Origin of the sequence: Cupriavidus sp. IK-TO18, from assembly GCF_015549295.1 — a bacterium.
GTDB classification, from domain to species: Bacteria; Pseudomonadota; Gammaproteobacteria; order Burkholderiales; family Burkholderiaceae; genus Cupriavidus; species Cupriavidus oxalaticus_A.
The window spans coordinates 1-17,095 of sequence record NZ_JADGMP010000035.1 but is presented as its reverse complement, the minus strand read 5'-3'; the positions used below and the strand labels follow the sequence as shown (position 1 = coordinate 17,095).

At 67.9% G+C, this 17,095-nt stretch carries 11 protein-coding genes; 10 read left to right on the top strand and 1 reads right to left on the bottom strand.

Annotated elements, in window-relative coordinates:
- Positions 1-37 precede the first annotated feature (37 nt).
- The 4 genes from IPF36_RS27075 (at position 38) to IPF36_RS27060 (ending at position 6,267) form a co-directional block, all read left to right on the top strand.
- On the top strand, positions 38-1,399 hold the full coding sequence (locus tag IPF36_RS27075) for a hypothetical protein (RefSeq protein WP_218959729.1): 1,362 nt from the start codon (positions 38-40) through the stop codon (positions 1,397-1,399).
- Positions 1,400-1,401: 2 nt separating this feature from the next.
- The gene (locus IPF36_RS27070; protein ID WP_135703684.1) at positions 1,402-3,363 is read left to right on the top strand and encodes a glycosyltransferase family 2 protein; all 1,962 of its coding nucleotides are present in this window, start codon (positions 1,402-1,404) and stop codon (positions 3,361-3,363) included.
- Between the two features lie 38 nt (positions 3,364-3,401).
- Positions 3,402-5,186 carry an efflux transporter outer membrane subunit gene (locus IPF36_RS27065; protein ID WP_195431449.1) on the top strand — a complete coding sequence of 595 codons (1,785 nt, stop codon included), beginning with the start codon at positions 3,402-3,404 and terminating at the stop codon, positions 5,184-5,186.
- 205 nt (positions 5,187-5,391) lie between these two features.
- Positions 5,392-6,267 carry a DMT family transporter gene (locus IPF36_RS27060; protein WP_135703682.1) on the top strand — a complete coding sequence of 292 codons (876 nt, stop codon included), beginning with the start codon at positions 5,392-5,394 and terminating at the stop codon, positions 6,265-6,267.
- Positions 6,268-6,281: 14 nt separating this feature from the next.
- On the opposite strand, the gene IPF36_RS27055 is transcribed toward IPF36_RS27060, so the two are convergent.
- Positions 6,282-6,881, bottom strand: coding sequence for a GNAT family N-acetyltransferase (locus tag IPF36_RS27055; RefSeq protein WP_133095380.1), 600 nt, complete (start codon positions 6,879-6,881; stop codon positions 6,282-6,284).
- 90 nt (positions 6,882-6,971) lie between these two features.
- Between IPF36_RS27055 and IPF36_RS27050 the strand changes: the two genes are divergently transcribed.
- From IPF36_RS27050 to IPF36_RS27025, 6 genes are all read left to right on the top strand, one after another.
- Positions 6,972-7,442 (top strand): helix-turn-helix domain-containing protein, encoded by a 471-nt coding sequence (locus IPF36_RS27050; protein WP_133095410.1) that lies wholly within the window; start codon positions 6,972-6,974, stop codon positions 7,440-7,442.
- Between the two features lie 335 nt (positions 7,443-7,777).
- Complete coding sequence (locus IPF36_RS27045; protein WP_133095381.1) at positions 7,778-9,097, top strand: NarK family nitrate/nitrite MFS transporter; 1,320 nt, start codon at positions 7,778-7,780, stop codon at positions 9,095-9,097.
- Positions 9,098-9,186: 89 nt separating this feature from the next.
- Positions 9,187-11,748 (top strand): nitrite reductase large subunit NirB, encoded by a 2,562-nt coding sequence (nirB, locus tag IPF36_RS27040; protein WP_133095382.1) that lies wholly within the window; start codon positions 9,187-9,189, stop codon positions 11,746-11,748.
- Positions 11,749-11,774: 26 nt separating this feature from the next.
- Positions 11,775-12,158, top strand: a complete 384-nt coding sequence (gene nirD / locus IPF36_RS27035) for a nitrite reductase small subunit NirD (RefSeq protein WP_133095411.1) — start codon at positions 11,775-11,777, stop codon at positions 12,156-12,158.
- A 78-nt stretch (positions 12,159-12,236) separates the two neighbouring features.
- Complete coding sequence (locus IPF36_RS27030; protein ID WP_133095383.1) at positions 12,237-13,478, top strand: NAD(P)/FAD-dependent oxidoreductase; 1,242 nt, start codon at positions 12,237-12,239, stop codon at positions 13,476-13,478.
- Between the two features lie 40 nt (positions 13,479-13,518).
- Entirely contained in the window at positions 13,519-16,242 is a 2,724-nt protein-coding gene (locus tag IPF36_RS27025; RefSeq protein WP_133095384.1) for a nitrate reductase, read from the top strand.
- Positions 16,243-17,095 lie beyond the last annotated feature (853 nt).

Genomic DNA, 17,095 nt, shown 5'->3' with positions numbered 1-17,095 from the left:
ACCTGAACGGGCCTGAACGGACACCACGGAGACGAGCATGATCCGACCACCGTTGCCTCCACCGCGCATGCGCCGGCTAGCCGCTGCACTGTTGCTGCCGGCAGCGCTCGCACTCGCCCCGGCCGCCGCGCATGCGCAGGCGTCGCAGCAAACCCTGCTGGCCGAAGGCTGCAAGGTACTGGCCGAGCGTGTCGGCCGTGAAGCCGGCAACGGCCCGGTCTTCCTCGCCAGCTATGAGCCCGCACCGGGCGGCGAGCCGCTGGTGCCGGCGCTGCGCAACGCCGCCTTCGTCTACGACAACGCGCTGGCCGGCATCGCGCTGGTGGCGTGCAAGCGTCCCGCCGAAGCGCGCCGCATCGCCGACGCCGTGCTGCAGGCGAGCCGGCAGGACCGCCACTATCGCGACGCACGGCTGCGCAACGCCTATCGCGCCGGCCCGCTGCCCGCAGGGCCGGCACCGTTGCCCGGCTGGTGGGACGAGCCCAGCAAGCGCTGGTTCGAGGACGCCTACCAGGCCGGCACCGCCACCGGCAACGTCGCCTGGGCCGCCCTGCTGCTGCTCGCCGTGCACGAAGCCACGCGCGACGCACGCTACCTGGACGGCGCCGCTGCGCTGATGGGCTGGGTCCACGCGAGCGTGCCCGATACCGGTGCGCCCGCGGCCTATACCGGCGGTTTCTTCGGCCACGAGCCCAGGCAGATCCGCCAGGGCTGGAAATCGACCGAGCACAACGTCGATACCTATGCCGCCTTCAGCTGGCTCGCCAGCCTGCGCAACGACCCGCGCTGGCGCGACGGCGCGGCGCTGTCGCGCGGCTTTGTCAATGCCATGTGGCAGCCGCGCGAGGGCCGCTTCGTGATCGGCACCAAGGACGACGGCCGCGGCCTCAATGCCGGCCCGTCCGCACTCGATGCCGTGCTGTGGCCGCTGATCGCCCTGCCCGATACGCCGCGGGACTGGTACCGCGCGCTGGGCTGGGTCGATGCACGCCATCGCGCCGGCGCGGGTTACGGCTTCAAGGCCAGCCCGGACGGCATCTGGACCGAAGGCACCGGCCAGGCCGCGCTGGTGCTGCAGGCCGCTGGCCGCGCGCAACAGGCGCAGCCGTTGTGGCCGCTGCTGCTGTCGCAGCGCGCTCCCTCGGGCATGCTCTACGCCACGCCCGATGCGCGCATCAGCACGGGGCTGTCGATCGGGCCCACGTCGACCACCGAAGACTTCCACTACTTCCACCTGCCGCATCTTGGCGCCACCGCGTGGGCCGTGCTCGCGGCAGCGCGCTGGAATCCGTTCCGCCCCGGCGGCTGCCTGGACCCGTCGTGCCCGCCGCCTGCCATCGCCGCGGCCAATACCGGCACCACCAACGCCACCAACACCAACGCCCCCGGCAAGGACTGACGATGTTCACCCTCTTTCTCGAGAACCAGTCGCTGCTGGCCATCAACGGCGGCGTGCTGCTGGCGATGGTGCTGCTGACGCTGCTGTGCCGCCAGGAGCGGCCGGCTGACCGCATGCTGTTCGGCGGCATCACCTTCCTGCTGCTGATGGTCTACGTGACCTGGCGCGTGCGCGAGACGCTGCCCCCATGGCAGCCGACCTTCGCCAGCGCATGGGCGCATGTGTTCTTCGCCTTCGAGTGCATGACGCTGGCCTACACGCTGCTGTCGATCGTGGTGCTCAGCCGCAACAGCAACCACTCGCCCGCGGCCGACGCCGGCGAATCCGCGCTGCGCCGCGCCGCACACGTGCCGCGCGTGGACATCTTCATCGCCACCTACAACGAAGGACTGGACATCCTGGAGAAGACCATCGTTTCGGCGCTGGCGATCGACTATCCCGATTTTCGCGTCTGGGTGCTCGACGACACGCGCCGCGACTGGCTGCGTGAATTCTGCGGCCGCGTCGGCGCCTACTACGTGACCCGCCCGGACAATGCGCACGCCAAGGCCGGCAATCTCAACAACGGCCTGCGCCACAGCGCCGAAGCCGGCGGCGCGCCGTACATCCTGGTGCTCGACGCCGACTTCGCGCCCCACCGCAACATCCTGCTGCGCACCGTGGGCCTGTTCGACAACCCGCGCGTGGGCGTGGTGCAGACCCCCCAGTTCTACTACAACGCTGACCCGATCCAGTACAACCTGCGCGCCACCGAGTGCTGGGTCGACGAGCAGCGCGCGTTCTTCGACGTGATGCAGCCGGCCAAGGACGCGTGGGGCACCGCGTTCTGCATCGGCACCTCGTTCGTGGTGAGGCGCGACCTGATCGAACACATCGGCGGCTTCCCGACCGGCACCGTGACCGAAGACATCCACCTCACCTACCGGCTGCTGCGGCACGGCTATATCACGCGCTGGCTCAACGAGCGGCTCAGCGTGGGACTGTCCGCCGAAGGGCTGCCCGAGTACATCAGCCAGCGCAGCCGCTGGGGGCTGGGCACGGTGCAGGTGGCGCTGACCTCCGACGGGCCGCTGCGCGGTCCCGGCTACACCGCGGTGCAGCGGCTGCACTACGTGCACGGGCTGCTGCACTGGATGTCGCGGCCGTTCACGCTGATGCTGCTGGCGGGGCCGCTGCTGTACTGGTATTTCGGCGTCTCCACGCTGTACGGCGAGCCGCTGCAATTCCTCGCCTACGGCCTGCCCGCGCTGGTGGCGTACTGGGCCTACAGCATCTGGATCACCGGCCAGCGCGCGCTGCCGATCTTTACCGAAGTCACGCAGATCGTCGCGTCGCTGGCGGTGACAGTGTCGCTGGTCAGCGCGATGTTCAAGCCGTTCGGGCGGCCGTTCAAGGTCACCAACAAGGGACTGGACCGTTCGAAGCTGGTGATCCACGGCAAGTTCGCGGCGCTGTACGCGAGCCTGCTGGCGTTATCGGCGCTGGGACTGGGGCGCGCGCTGGTGGTCGATGCCGATGCGCAGGGGCTGGCCTTCAATACGATATGGACGGGCGTGGCGCTGATGCTCTACCTGGCTTCGTTCCTGGTCTGCGTGGAGCTGCCGCGGCCGCGCAAGGAAGAGCGTTTCCCGCATCGCGCCGCGGCCTTGCTGCGCGTGGACGGGCGCGAATACCGCGTCACCACGCACGACCTGTCCTGCAACGGCGTGGCCGTGACGACGCCGCTGGCCGCCGCCTTCCACCCTGGCGCCGAAGGCGCGCTGTGGCTGGCGCAGACCGGCTGGATTCCATGTCGCGTGGTACGGCGCGATAACCAGTTGCTTGGCATCGCGCTGCATGCCGACATGGCGGCGCGTCACAGCCTGATCCGCCTGCTGTTCAGCGATCCCGCGCACAACATTGCCCGCCAGGGCCAGCCGCGGCTGGCGATCTCGCGCTTCATGCGGCGCGCGCTGCTGGGCTAAACAAAGACTGCCTTTCCCTGACTCTCCGGAAACCCTTCATGCGAAGCCTGAGCCGCCACTCCTCCCCTGCACAACGCTTGCTGCCCCGCGCCTCGGTGTTGGCGCTGTCACTGGCGCTCGCAGCCTGCACGCTGGAGCCGCAATACCAGCGGCCCGACGCGCCGATCCCTTCGGCGTTTCCGGATGGCGCCGCCTACCGCACGCCGCAGGCCGCCGCCGGCCAGCCTGGCCAGCGTGCTCAGGCGGTACAGCCGCCCGGGCCTTCCGCCGCCGATCTCGGCTGGCGCGATGTCTTCCTCGACCCGCAGTTGCGCCAGCTGATCGAACTCGCGCTGGCGAACAACCGCGACCTGCGCATAGCCACGCTTTCCATCGACGAAGCCCGCGCGCTCTACCAGATCGAACGCGCGGCGCAGTTCCCGACGGTGGAGGCCAATGCCGGCATGGCGTCGCAGCGCCTGCCGTCGCGGGTGCGTGCGCCGGGCCAGTCGCAGCAGATCACCACCTACAACGCCGGCATCGGCTTCACCGCATTCGAACTCGATTTCTTCGGCCGGGTGCGCAGCCTCAAGCATGCGGCGCTGGAGCAATACCTGGCCACCGAGGAAGCGCGCCGCAGCGCGCAGATTGCGCTGGTGGCGGAGGTTGCCAACGCCTACCTGACGCTGCGCGCCGACCGCGAGCTGCTGCGGCTGTCGCAGGACACGCTGAAGACGCAGCAGGAAGCGGCCGAAATGGTGCGGCGCGGGCGCCAGGCGGGCGCGATGGCGCAGCTGGACCAGCATCGCGTGCAAACCCAGGTGCAGACGGCGCAGGTCGGCGTGGAACAGTACACGCGGCAGGTGGCGCAGGACGAGAACGCGCTGACACTGCTGGTCGGCACCCAGTTGCCGAAGTCGATCGCCGAGGGCGGCAACCCGGCCGCTGGCGCGGCGGCAGACCCGCTCGAGCCGCGCACGCTGATGCAAGAGTTCCCGGAGGGGCTGCCATCGAGCCTTCTGACGCGGCGCCCCGACATCCTCGACGCCGAGCACCAGCTCAAGGCCGCCAACGCCAATATCGGCGCCGCACGCGCGGCGTTCTTCCCGCGCATCTCGCTGACTGGCGCGCTGGGCGTGGCCAGCACCAGCCTGGCGGGGCTGTTCTCCGGCGGCATGGCCTGGCTGTTCGCGCCGCAGCTGACGGTGCCGATCTTTGATGGCGGGCGCAATCGTGCCGGGCTGGATGCCGCCAACGTGCGCAAGGACATCAACGTGGCCAACTACGAGAAGACCATCCAGACCGCCTTCCGCGAAGTGGCCGACAGCATGGCGGCGCGCGCGACCTACGAGCGCCAGGTCAAGGCGCAGGAAGCGCTGGTGCGCGAAGGCAGCGAGACGCGGCGGCTGTCGGAGATGCGCTTCAAGAACGGGGTCGATGACTACTTCGGCGTCTTCGATGCGCAGCGCCAGCTCTATGCCGCGCAACAGTCGCTGGTCACGTACAAGCTGGCGGGGCTGACCAGCCGGGTATCGCTGTACAAGGCGCTCGGCGGCGGCTGGCGGGAGGTAACGGACAACGGGGGCAATGGCGCCCGCCCTGCGCCACCCGGACCGGCGGCACCGGCCGCGCCGCGGGCGCCGGCTGCGGCAGCGCCACGCCCGGCGCAAGCACCGGTCCCGGTAGCTGCAGCGCCACGTGCGGCGCAGGCGCAGGCGCAGGCACCGGCAGCCGCACCGGCCCCTGCACCGGCCCCTGCACCGGCCCCTGCACCAGCACCAGCACCAGCACCAGCACCTGCTCCAGCACCAGCACCTGCTCCAGCACCTGCAGCGCCACGCTGAACGGCACGGCGGCAGATTGGCAGAGTTGCCGGGGCGCTGCCCCCGACTACGCGCGCAAGGCGGTGCATAGCCATCGAGCGCGGGCGCGGGCCGGAACAACTGTACAGCGCCGCGCACCAAAACCTGTATATGGCGCCCTGGAGGAACTTGCCGCATGATGCGGCTGCATCGCGCACCAGACGCGAGCGTTCCCCCAGGACTCCAATTGCCGCACACCACCTCCGGAAAAAGCTCGACCCTTATTGCTGTCCTGGCCCTGACCGGCTCGATGGCCTCGCTATGCGTCGGCACGTCGTTCGCCAAGCATCTGTTCGACGCGCTCGGCGCGCAAGGCACCACGGCGCTTCGCGTCAGCTTCTCGGCCCTGATCCTGCTGTGTGTATGGCGGCCGTGGCGCATCCCCCTGACGCGCGCCAATGCGGAGGCGATCACGCTGTATGGCGCGGCGCTGGGCGCGACCAACCTGCTGTTCTACATGTCGCTGCGCACGGTACCGCTGGGGCTGGCGATTGCCATCGAGTTCACCGGGCCGCTGGCAGTGGCGGTGCTGTCGTCACGGCGCGCCATCGACTTCCTGTGGATTGCGTGCGCGGTAACGGGCCTGCTGCTGTTGCTGCCGATTGGCGAGGCGGCCGGCACGCTCGATCCGGTCGGCATCGGCTACGCGCTGGCCGCCGGCGTGGGCTGGGCGCTCTATATCGTATTCGGGCAGAAGGCCGGCAACGCGCACGGCGGCCAGGCTACCTCGCTGGGACTGACCATGGCAGCGCTGGTGGTGCTGCCGTTCGGGGTGGCGCACGCCGGCAGCGCGCTGCTCAGCCCGCCGCTGCTGCTGGCGGGGCTGGCGGTGGGCGTGCTGTCCAGTGCGATTCCCTATTCGCTGGAAATGGTGGCGCTCAAGCGCCTGCACCGGCGCACCTTCGGCATCCTGCTGAGCATGGAGCCGGCCATGGGCGCGCTGGCGGGGCTGGTGTTCCTGCATGAACAGCTGAGCCCGCTGCAGTGGCTGGCGATCGCCAGCATCATCACCGCTTCGGTCGGTTGCACGGCGACTTCGCGCGGCAAGCGCGATGCCGGCTGAGCCTGGCGTAGCGCTCAGTACGCGCCGAACCAGTCCGCCGGCAGCCGCTGGCCGCTGCCCGCTTCCTCCCGCAGCGTCATCGAGACTTCGTGCAGGAAGCTGTCCTCCGGATTGCGCCGGCTGCTGAAGCCCAGGCCCCGCAGGATCGCCAGCATGCGGCGGTTCTCGCTGAGCACGTCGCCGCGCATGGCGCGCAAGCCAGCCGCGCGGGCATGGTCGCGCAGCCGCGTGATCAGGCGCCGGCCCAGGCCCTGCCCTTGCCAGCCATCGGCGACGACCACCGCAAATTCGGCGACACGGCCGGTCACGACGTATTCGGCGCTGGCGACGATCGCCGGCGTCCCTTGCGCGTCGGGCGCGACTACCACCAGCGCCACGCTGCCCGGCGCGGGCCGGGCCAGCCCGTCGACGACCTGGTCGACCACCCGCCCACCGGTCAGGAAGCGGAAGTAGCGGCTTTCACGCGACAGGCCATCGATCATGGCGCGCAGCGCGCCGCGATCCTGCTCGTGCGTGCGGCGCACCATCACCTGCCCACCCCGGCCCACCGGCCAGCTTTCTGCCAGTGGTTCGCTGGCTGCGTGCGCTGTCGTCGATCGGCTCCTGCCTGTCATGCCATACCCCTGAATACACTATTCGTAGCCAGAGTATAGGCAATAACCTGACTTTTGCAAATGAAGTCAGCATGCTAAGCTTCCGGCATGATGAACGCCACCGCGTCTGACCTCCGCCAATGCTCGATCGCCGCCACGCTTTCGCTGGTCGGTGAAAAGTGGACGATTCTTATCCTGCGGGACGTATTCCACGGCGTCACGCGCTTCGACGAGTTCCTGCGGCGGCTCGAATGCTCTCCGGCCGTGCTGTCCGCACGGCTCAAGACGCTGACCGAAGCCGGCCTGCTGCGTAAGGTCAGCTACCGCGAGCCCGGCGAACGCGAGCGCTTCGAGTACCGCCCCACGCGCGCCGCCGTCGAGTTGTTGCCGGTGTTGATCGGCCTGATGCAATGGGGCGACAGGCACATGACGTCCTGCGGCGAAGGCCCGGTCCAGATCCGCTCGCAGTCCAGCGGCAAGCTGGTGCGCGCGGCGCTGGTCGACGAGGACAATGTGCTGGTGTCTCCGCGCGACATGCAGGTCGTTCCCGTTGCTCCACGCCGCACCGAAGGCAAGCAATAACCCGCTGCCGTCCCTTGCTGCGCCGCACCGGCGCGGCACACCGCACTGCACCATGACTGTGCCGGCGGTCCGCCAACCGCCCCAGCACAGCGCATCGGGGCTTGCCGCCGGCGCCACTGCGCGCTCCAAACCCCCATTCACCGTCACTTCGCGTTCTGGCACACCCCTTGCGTAATGTGGTCCGGGCCCGTCAACGGCGACCGGCCCATCCCACACAGCGCAGCGGCTATCCCATGTAGCGGCTGTCAGGACAACGGCGTCCCCTGAACTGGCTCATCAGACCATCGATGTGCCGGCTCGCGGGACGCCATTTGTTTTTTTTGGAGCAAGTGACGATGACCGGCAAAGCCACCCGCATCGAGCTGCTGAGCTTGAGCACCCCGCAGATGCGCGCCTTCCACCTGACCTGGATGGCGTTCTTCGTCTGTTTCTTCGCGTGGTTTGCCTGCGCGCCGCTGATGCCGGTGCTCAAGGGCGAGTTCGGCCTGACCCCGGGCCAGATCGCCAACATCAACATCGCGGCGGTGGCCGTGACCATTCTGGTGCGCCTGGTGATCGGGCCGATGTGCGACCGCTTCGGCCCGCGCAAGACCTATACCGGCCTGCTGGCGCTGGGCGCGCTGCCCGTGCTGGGCGTGGCGCTGGCGCAGAACTACGAGACCTTCCTGGTGTTCCGCCTGCTGATCGGCGCGGTCGGCGCCAGCTTCGTCATCACGCAGTACCACACCTCGGTGATGTTTGCGCCCAACGTGGTCGGTACCGCCAACGCGGCCGCGGCCGGCTGGGGCAACGCCGGCGGCGGCGCCGCGCAGGCCATCATGCCGCTGCTGCTGGCCGCCGTGCTGATGATGGGTGCGGATCACGCCTTCGGCTGGCGCATCGCGCTGCTGGTGCCGGGCGTGCTGATGCTGGCGATGGCAGTGGTCTATTACCGCTTCACCCAGGATTGCCCGGAAGGCAACTACTCGGACCTGCGCGCTCAAGGCATCGCTATCAGCGGCAAGGATGGCGGCAAGGGCGGTGGCTGGGCCAGCTTCCGCGCCGCCAGCGCCAACTACCGTGTGTGGCTGCTGTTCATCACCTACGGCGCGTGCTTCGGCGTGGAAATCTTCATCCACAACATCGCCGCCATGTACTACGTCGACCAGTTCGGCCTGAGCCTGAAGGCCGCAGGAATGGCCGCGGCAAGTTTTGGCCTGCTGGCGCTGTTCGCCCGCGCACTGGGCGGCTGGCTGTCGGACAAGGCGGCGCGCCGCCGCGGGCTGGATGCGCGTACCACGCTGCTGTTCGTGCTGATCCTGGGCGAAGGCCTGGGCCTGCTGTGGTTCGCACAGGCCGGCAACGTGGCCATGGCCGTGGTCGCGATGCTGATGTTCGGCCTGTTCACCCACATGGCCTGCGGCGCGACCTACGCCCTGGTGCCCTTTATCGATCGCAAGGCGCTGGGCGGCGTGGCCGGGATCATCGGTGCCGGCGGCAACGTCGGCGCGGTGGCCGCGGGCTTCATGCTCAAGGGCCTGGGCAACGTGCAGCAGACGCTGACGGTGCTGGGCGTGCTGGCCACCATCGCCGCCGTCTGCGCCATCGCCATCCGTTTCAGCGCCGAGCACAAGGCCCGCGAACAGGCGCTGTACGACAGCGCGCTGGCCAACTGAATTTGGTATCGCCCCACAGCACTGCAAGCACTACAAGCACCACAAGCACCACAAGCAGCAAAGACTGACTACCGGACAAGGAAAGCATCATGAAACTGATCATCGTCGGCCACGGCATGGTAGGTCACAAGTTCCTGGAATCGCTGGCGGAAGCCGGCGCAGACAACCTGGAAGTGACCGTCCTGTGCGAAGAACCGCGTCCCGCCTACGATCGCGTGCACCTGTCCGAGTTCTTCTCCGGCAAGTCGGCCGAAGACCTGTCGCTGGTGCCGGCGGGCTTCTTCGAGCAGCACAACAATATGCTGCTGCGCCTGAACGCCCGTGCGGTGGAGATCGATCGCGCCGCGCGCACGGTCAAGGTCTCCACCGGCGAGACCCTGTCCTATGACAAGCTGATCCTCGCCACCGGCTCCTACCCGTTCGTGCCGCCGGTGCCGGGCAAGGACCGCAAGGACTGCTTCGTCTATCGCACCATCGAAGACCTGGAAGCGATGCAGGAATGCGGCGCGCGCTCGAAGACCGGCGTGGTCGTCGGCGGCGGTCTGCTCGGCCTGGAGTGCGCCAAGGCGCTGCGCGACATGGGCCTGCAGACGCATGTGGTGGAATTCGCGCCGCGCCTGATGGCGGTTCAGGTCGACGAAGGCGGCGGCCGCATGCTGCGCCAGAAGATTGCTGGCCTGGGCGTGACCGCGCACACCGGCAAGAACACCGTCGAGATCGTCGACGGCGAGGACGGCACGCATCGCATGGTGTTCGCCGACGGCACGCATCTGGACACCGACATGATCGTGTTCTCGGCCGGCATCCGCCCGCGCGACGAGCTGGCGCGCGCCAGCGGCCTGGAAGTCGGTGCGCGCGGCGGCATCTCGGTCGACAACAACTGCCGCACCTCCGACCCGGACATCTACGCCATCGGCGAATGCGCGCTGTGGGACGGCAAGATCTACGGCCTGGTGGCCCCGGGCTACGACATGGCCCGCGTGGCCGCGCGCCACCTGCGCGGCGAGGCGGCCGAGTTCGGCGGCGCCGACATGAGCACCAAGCTCAAGCTGATGGGCGTGGACGTGGCCAGCATCGGCGACCCGCACGGCACAGTGCCGGGCGCGCGCATCTACCAGTTCAGCGACGACCGCAAGGAGGTCTACAAGAAGCTGGTGGTGTCCGATTGCGGCAAGTACCTGCTCGGCGGCGTGCTGATCGGCGATGCCAGCGAGTACGGCACGCTGCTGCAGATGATGCTCAACAAGATCGAGCTGCCGGAGTCGCCGGAATTCCTGATCCTGCCCGACAGCAGCGGCAAGGCCAAGCCGGCGCTGGGCGCCGACGCCCTGCCTGACACCGCGCAGATCTGCTCGTGCAACAACGTCTCCAAGGGCGAGATCTGCGGCGCCGTGTGCGATGGCGCCACCAGCATCGGCGCGCTCAAGAGCTGCACCAAGGCCGGCACCGCCTGCGGCGGCTGCGTGCCGCTGGTCACGCAGATCATGAAGGCCGAGATGAAGAAGCAAGGGATGGCGGTCAACAACCACATCTGCGAGCACTTCCCGTTCTCGCGCCAGGAGCTCTACCACCTGGTGCGCGTGGGCAAGTTCAAGACCTTCGACGCGCTGCTGGAAGCGCACGGCAGCGGCATGGGCTGTGACATCTGCAAGCCGGCGGTGGGCAGCATCCTGGCTTCGTGCTGGAACGAATTCGTGCTGAAGGAAGAGCACGCCAGCCTGCAGGACTCCAACGACTACTACCTGGCCAACATCCAGAAGGACGGCACCTACTCGGTGGTGCCGCGCATGCCGGGCGGCGAAGTCACGCCCGAGGGCCTGATCGCCGTCGGCCAGGTGGCCAAGAAGTACGGCCTGTACACGAAGATCACGGGCGGCCAGCGCGTCGACCTGTTCGGCGCGCGCGCCGAGGAGCTGCCCTTTATCTGGGAAGAGCTGATCGCCGCGGGCTTTGAATCGGGCCATGCCTATGGCAAGGCGCTGCGCACGGTGAAGTCGTGCGTGGGCTCGACCTGGTGCCGTTATGGCGTGGGCGACTCGGTCGGCCTCGCCGTCGAGCTGGAGAACCGCTACAAGGGCCTGCGCGCGCCGCACAAGATCAAGTTCGGCGTATCGGGCTGCACGCGCGAATGCGCCGAGGCGCAGGGCAAGGACGTCGGCGTGATCGCTACGGAAAAGGGCTGGAACCTGTACGTGTGCGGCAACGGCGGCATGAAGCCGCGCCACGCCGAACTGCTGGCCAGCGACCTCGACCACGACACGCTGGTGCGCTACATCGACCGTTTCCTGATGTTCTACGTGCGCACCGCCGACCGCCTGCAGCGCACCAGCGTCTGGCGCGACAACCTCGAAGGCGGCCTGGACTACCTGAAGGCCGTGGTGCTGGACGACAAGCTCGGCATCGCCGCCGAGCTGGAGACCGAGATGCAGCACGTGGTCGACACCTACGAAGACGAGTGGAAGAAGGCCGTGACCGATCCCGAGACGCGCAAGCGCTTCCGCCATTTCGTCAACAGCGACCGCCGCGACGACAACCTGGTCTTCATCGAAGAGCGCGGCCAGATCCGCCCGGCCACGCCGGAGGAACGGAAATTGCAGCGCTCCCGGCTGGGCCACATTCCCGTGGTCGCCGTGCCCGCAAAAGCAGCCTGATCGTGCAAGCATTCAAGGAGAACGTGATGAGCCATCCCCACCATCCCGACACCTGGACCGCGGTCTGCACCGTTCGCGACATCGTGCCCAATACTGGTGTATGCGCGCTGGTCGACGACAAGCAGATCGCCGTGTTCCGCATCGGCCGTGGCGAAGAGGTCTATGCCATCGATAACTTCGATCCCAACTCGCAGGCAGCGGTGCTGTCGCGCGGGCTGGTTGGCAACCTGGGCGAGCGCCTGGTGGTGGCCTCGCCCATCTACAAGCACCACTTCGACCTGCGCACCGGCGAATGCCTGGAAGCGCCGGAGCAGTCGGTCAACGCCTATGGCGCGCGCGTCTACGACGGCAAGGTGTGGGTTGCCGCCAGCGTGGCAATGCGCGAGGCCGAGGAAGAACTGGCCGCCTGATCCGCCCTTTATCCAACTTCTTGGTCGCGCCCCCCGATGCTCACCACCGCCTTCACGCCCAGCCCCGGAGATGCCGGCATGACGCCGTCCGATTCCACCCAGGCCCGTCCGCGCCTGGTCGTCGTCGGCAACGGCATGGCCGGCATGCGCACCGTCGAGGAGCTGCTCAAGCTCGCCCCGGACCTGTACGACATCACGGTGTTCGGCGCCGAGCCGCATGGCAACTACAACCGCATCCTGCTGTCGCCGGTGCTGGCTGGCGAGAAGACGGTGGCGGACATCATGCTCAACACGCGCGAGTGGTATGACGAGAACGGCATCGAGCTGCTCGCCGGCGACCCCGTGGTGTCGATCGATCGCCCGCGCCGCGTGGTGCGCTCGGCCTCGGGACGCGAGGTGCGCTATGACCGCCTGCTGCTGGCCACCGGCTCCAAGCCGTTCATCATCCCGGTGCCGGGACACCAGCTCGAAGGCGTGATCGCGTTCCGCGACATCCAGGACGTCGAGACCATGCTGCATGCCGCGCGCAATCACCGCCACGCGGTCGTGATCGGCGGCGGGCTGCTCGGACTGGAAGCTGCCAACGGCCTGCTGCGCCAGGGCATGGACGTGACCGTGGTGCACCTGGCCGACAGCCTGATGGAACGCCAGCTCGACAAGCCCGCCGCGACGCTGCTCCAGGGCGCGCTGGAACGCAAGGGCCTGCGCTTCCTGCTGGGCGCGCAGACCGCGGAGATCCTCGGTACCGAGCGCGTCACCGGCGTGCGCTTCAAGGACGGCAGCGAAATCCCCGCCGACCTGGTGGTGATGACCGCGGGCGTGCGCCCCAATATCGAACTCGCCGCCGGCGCGGGCCTGCACTGCGAACGCGCCATCGTCGTCGACGACACGCTGCAGACCTATGATCCGCGCATCTATGCCGTCGGCGAGTGTGTCCAGCATCGCCAGGCCACCTTCGGGCTGGTCGCGCCGATCTGGGATCAGGCGCGCGTGTGCGCCGCCCATCTCGCCGGCGCCGGCCATCGCCGCTACGTGCAGCAGGCCACCGCGACTAAACTGAAAGTGACCGGCGTCGACCTGTATTCCGCCGGCGATTTCATCGGTGCGGAAGGCTCCGAAGACCTGGTGCTGCGCGACGCGCGCCGCGGCGTCTACAAGCGCTTGGTGCTGCAGGACGGCTGCCTGGTCGGCGCCGTGCTGTACGGCGACGTGCAGGACGGGCCGTGGTATTTCGACATGATCCAGCGCCGCACGCCGGTGGGCGCGCTGCGCCAGCGCCTGCTGTTCGGCAAGGCGCAGTGCGAAGCGCTCGCTGCCTGAGCCTTACCAAAGCCATATAACGCCCCCGCACGGAGAACGCGTGAACCTGTCCGACATCCCGGTTGTATCTGCAACCCTGACCACTACCACCGCCACGACCTGCCCGTACTGCGGCGTCGGCTGCGGCGTGCGTGCCACGGTGCGCGCCGACGGCCAGGTCGAGATCGAGGGTGACGCACAGCATCCGTCCAACCAGGGCCGGCTCTGCGTCAAGGGCTCGGCACTGGGCGAGACCGTGGACCTGGAAGGCCGCCTGCTCCATCCCAAGCTGCGCGATGCCGACGGCCAGCTGCAGCCGGTGTCGTGGGACCGTGCGCTCGATACCGTGGCGCAGGGCTTCAGCGACATCATCCGCCGCCACGGCCCCGACTCGGTCGCGCTCTATGTCTCGGGCCAGTTGCTGACTGAGGACTACTACGTTGCCAACAAGCTGATGAAGGGGTTCATCGGCAGCGCCAATATCGACACCAACTCGCGCCTGTGCATGTCGTCGGCCGTTGCCGGCCACAAGCGCGCCTTTGGCGAAGACCTGGTGCCGGGCAGCTATGAAGACCTGGAACTAGCCGACCTGGTCGTGCTGGTGGGTTCCAATACCGCGTGGTGCCACCCCATCCTGTTCCAGCGCCTGAGCAAAGCCAAGGAAGCCCGCCCCGAGATGAAGATCGTGGCGATCGACCCGCGCCGCACCGCCACCTGCGAGCTGGCCGACCTGCACCTGGCGGTTCGTCCCGGTACCGACGTCTGGCTGTTCAATGGCCTGCTCAGCTACCTCGCGCGCGAAGGCCATACCGATGCGGCCTTCATCTCCGCAAGCACCGCGGGACTGGATGAAGCGCTGCAGGCGGCCGCCGTCGATTGCTCCGACCCGGCCGCCGTGGCCCGCGCCTGCAAGCTCGGCGTGCAGGACGTGCTGGACTTCTATGCGCTGTTCGCCGGCACGGAAAAGACCGTGACCGCGTTCTCGCAAGGCGTCAACCAGTCTTCCGCTGGCACCGACAAGGTCAACAGCATCATCAATTGCCACCTGCTGACCGGCCGCATCGGCCGGCCCGGCATGGGCCCGTTCTCGCTGACCGGTCAGCCCAATGCCATGGGCGGGCGCGAGGTCGGCGGCCTGGCCAACATGCTGGCCGCGCATATGGAGCTGGCCAATCCGCTGCATCGCGATGTGGTGCAGAGCTTCTGGCAGTCGCCAGTAATGGCGGACCGCACCGGCCTGAAAGCGGTGGAGCTCTTCGAAGCGATCGAAGCCGGCCGCGTCAAGGCGGTCTGGGTGATCGCCACCAATCCCGTCGTCAGCCTGCCAGATGCCGACCAGGTGCGCCGCGCACTCGCCAGGTGCGAACTGGTGGTGGCCAGCGACATCATCGAACGCACCGATACCAACGCGGCCGCGCACGTGCTGCTGCCCGCGCTGGGCTGGGGTGAAAAGGACGGCACCGTCACCAACTCGGAACGCCGCATTTCGCGCCAGCGCGCCTTCCTGGCCGCGCCGGGCGAAGCGCGCGCCGACTGGCACATCCTCTGCGACGTGGCACGCCGCATGGGCTTCAATGGGTTCGACTATGCCGGGCCGCACGAGATCTTCGACGAGCACGCGCGGCTGAGCGCCTGGCGCAACGACGACGCGCCGCGCGTTTTCGACATCGGCGGACTGGCTGGCCTGGACAAGACCAGCTACGACAGCCTGGAGCCGATTCAATGGCCGGTGCCAGCCAATGGCGGATCCGACTCGCAGCGCCTGTTCGGCGATGGCCGCTATGCGCACGCCGACGGCCTGGCCCGCTTCGTCGCCACGCCGACGCGCGCACCCGCCAATGCACCGGACGACGATTTCCCGCTGATCCTCAACACCGGCCGCGTGCGTGACCAGTGGCACACCATGACGCGCACCGGCAAGTCGGCACGGCTCGCAGACCACCTGCCCGAGCCCTTTGTCGACATGCACCCGCAGGATGCGCTGCTGTGCGGTGTGGGCGAAGGCAAGCTGGCGCGTGTCAGCACCCGCTGGGGCGCGATGGTGGCGCGCGTGCGTCATGGCGGCGGCATCCCGCGCGGCAGCGTATTCGTGCCGATTCACTGGAATGGCCAGTTCAGTTCCGATGCGCGCGTTGGCGCGCTGGTCAATCCGGTGGTCGATCCGGTTTCGGGCGAGCCGGAGTTCAAGCACACGCCAGTGCGGGTCGAGCCGTTTGGTGTCAGCTGGCACGGGTTCGTGCTGAGCCGGCGAGAACTGCCTGCGGAGGCGCTGACCTACTGGACCCGCGTGCAGGGCCGTCAATTCCAGCGCTATGAGTTTGCTGGCCGCGAAGTCGTCTCCGAGCGTGCCACCTGGGCGCGCGAGTTGCTCGGCGTGCAAGATCCGGAAGCGGACTGGCTCGAATACGAGGACCGTACTGCGGGCGTTTATCACGCTGGCTATGTCGTCAACGACAAGCTCGAAGCCTGCGTCTATGTGTCGACCCGGCCCGAGTTGCCGTCGCGGTCGTGGCTGTCAGGCTTGTTCGGTCGCGAGCGGCTGGAAGATGCGGATCGTATCGGATTGCTACTCGGCCAGCCGATGGAAAAAGGTGCTGATGCCGGGCCGACGGTTTGCTCGTGCTTTGGCGTGGGGCGTAACACCATCTGCGATGCAGTGCGGAAGCACGATCTGAAGACGCCGGCTGAGATCACCGCCTGCGTCAAGGCTGGTGGCAACTGTGGGTCTTGCGTGCCTGAGCTTAAGAAGTTGTTGGTGGAGATACGGGTGGTTGAGGTGGCATGAGGGGTTTTGGATTGCGGCTGGTGACATGCTGGCGGCGGCTTTTAGCGCCCGCTGTCGCTGTTGATGACATGCTCTCGGCCGTTGAACCGTCTGGTTCCGCCCTCCTGGGCGGGTCACTTTTTGCCCGAGCGGCAAAAAGTAACCAAAAAGCGCGTTTACGGCCCTGCGGGCGGCCGCTCTTATCGTAGTGTTCCGGGGCTTTCGTACGGGGCTTTGCTTCGTTGCAGGGCAGGACTGCCTGACGCCGTGGTGCGCCACGGTGGCCTGGGATAAAAGCGATGTTTGAACGAGCCCAGAGCTGGGCATGGCCCCTGCTGCCGGCGGCGACGTAGGAACGCCTACGGCTGCGCTGCGCGCCGGCCCTAAGGTGGCGGGCTGCGCCCACGTCCTCGGCCCAGATTCGGCCCCGGCGTCTTTCACGACGGCGCTGTGCGAGCGCAGCGATGCACTCCGTGCCCGATCCCCCGACCTACGATACCGAGCCCGCGCAGCGCAGCCGTAGGCGTCCCCGCGTTGACGTCGGCAGCAGGCGGCCTACGCCCGGCATGGGGATCGTTCAATAGTGGGTCGACGCAGCCACCAGCCACATCGAACGGAAATCACCACCGCCCGAACCACCGACGCCGGTGAATTGATAGCCAGCCGCTCAGGCGACGCGTTTTTTGGTTACTTTTTGGCGCTCGGACAAAAAGTGACCCGCCCAGCAGGGCGGAACCAGGCGCTTCAACGGCCGACAGCTGTCACCAGCAACGCCAGCATGGCGCCAACCACCTTGTAGCAAAAATCAAAACTCAAAAAGCAAAAACCCCTCGCAGCACACGCTGTCGAGGGGTTTTGCACAATAAGAGCCTGG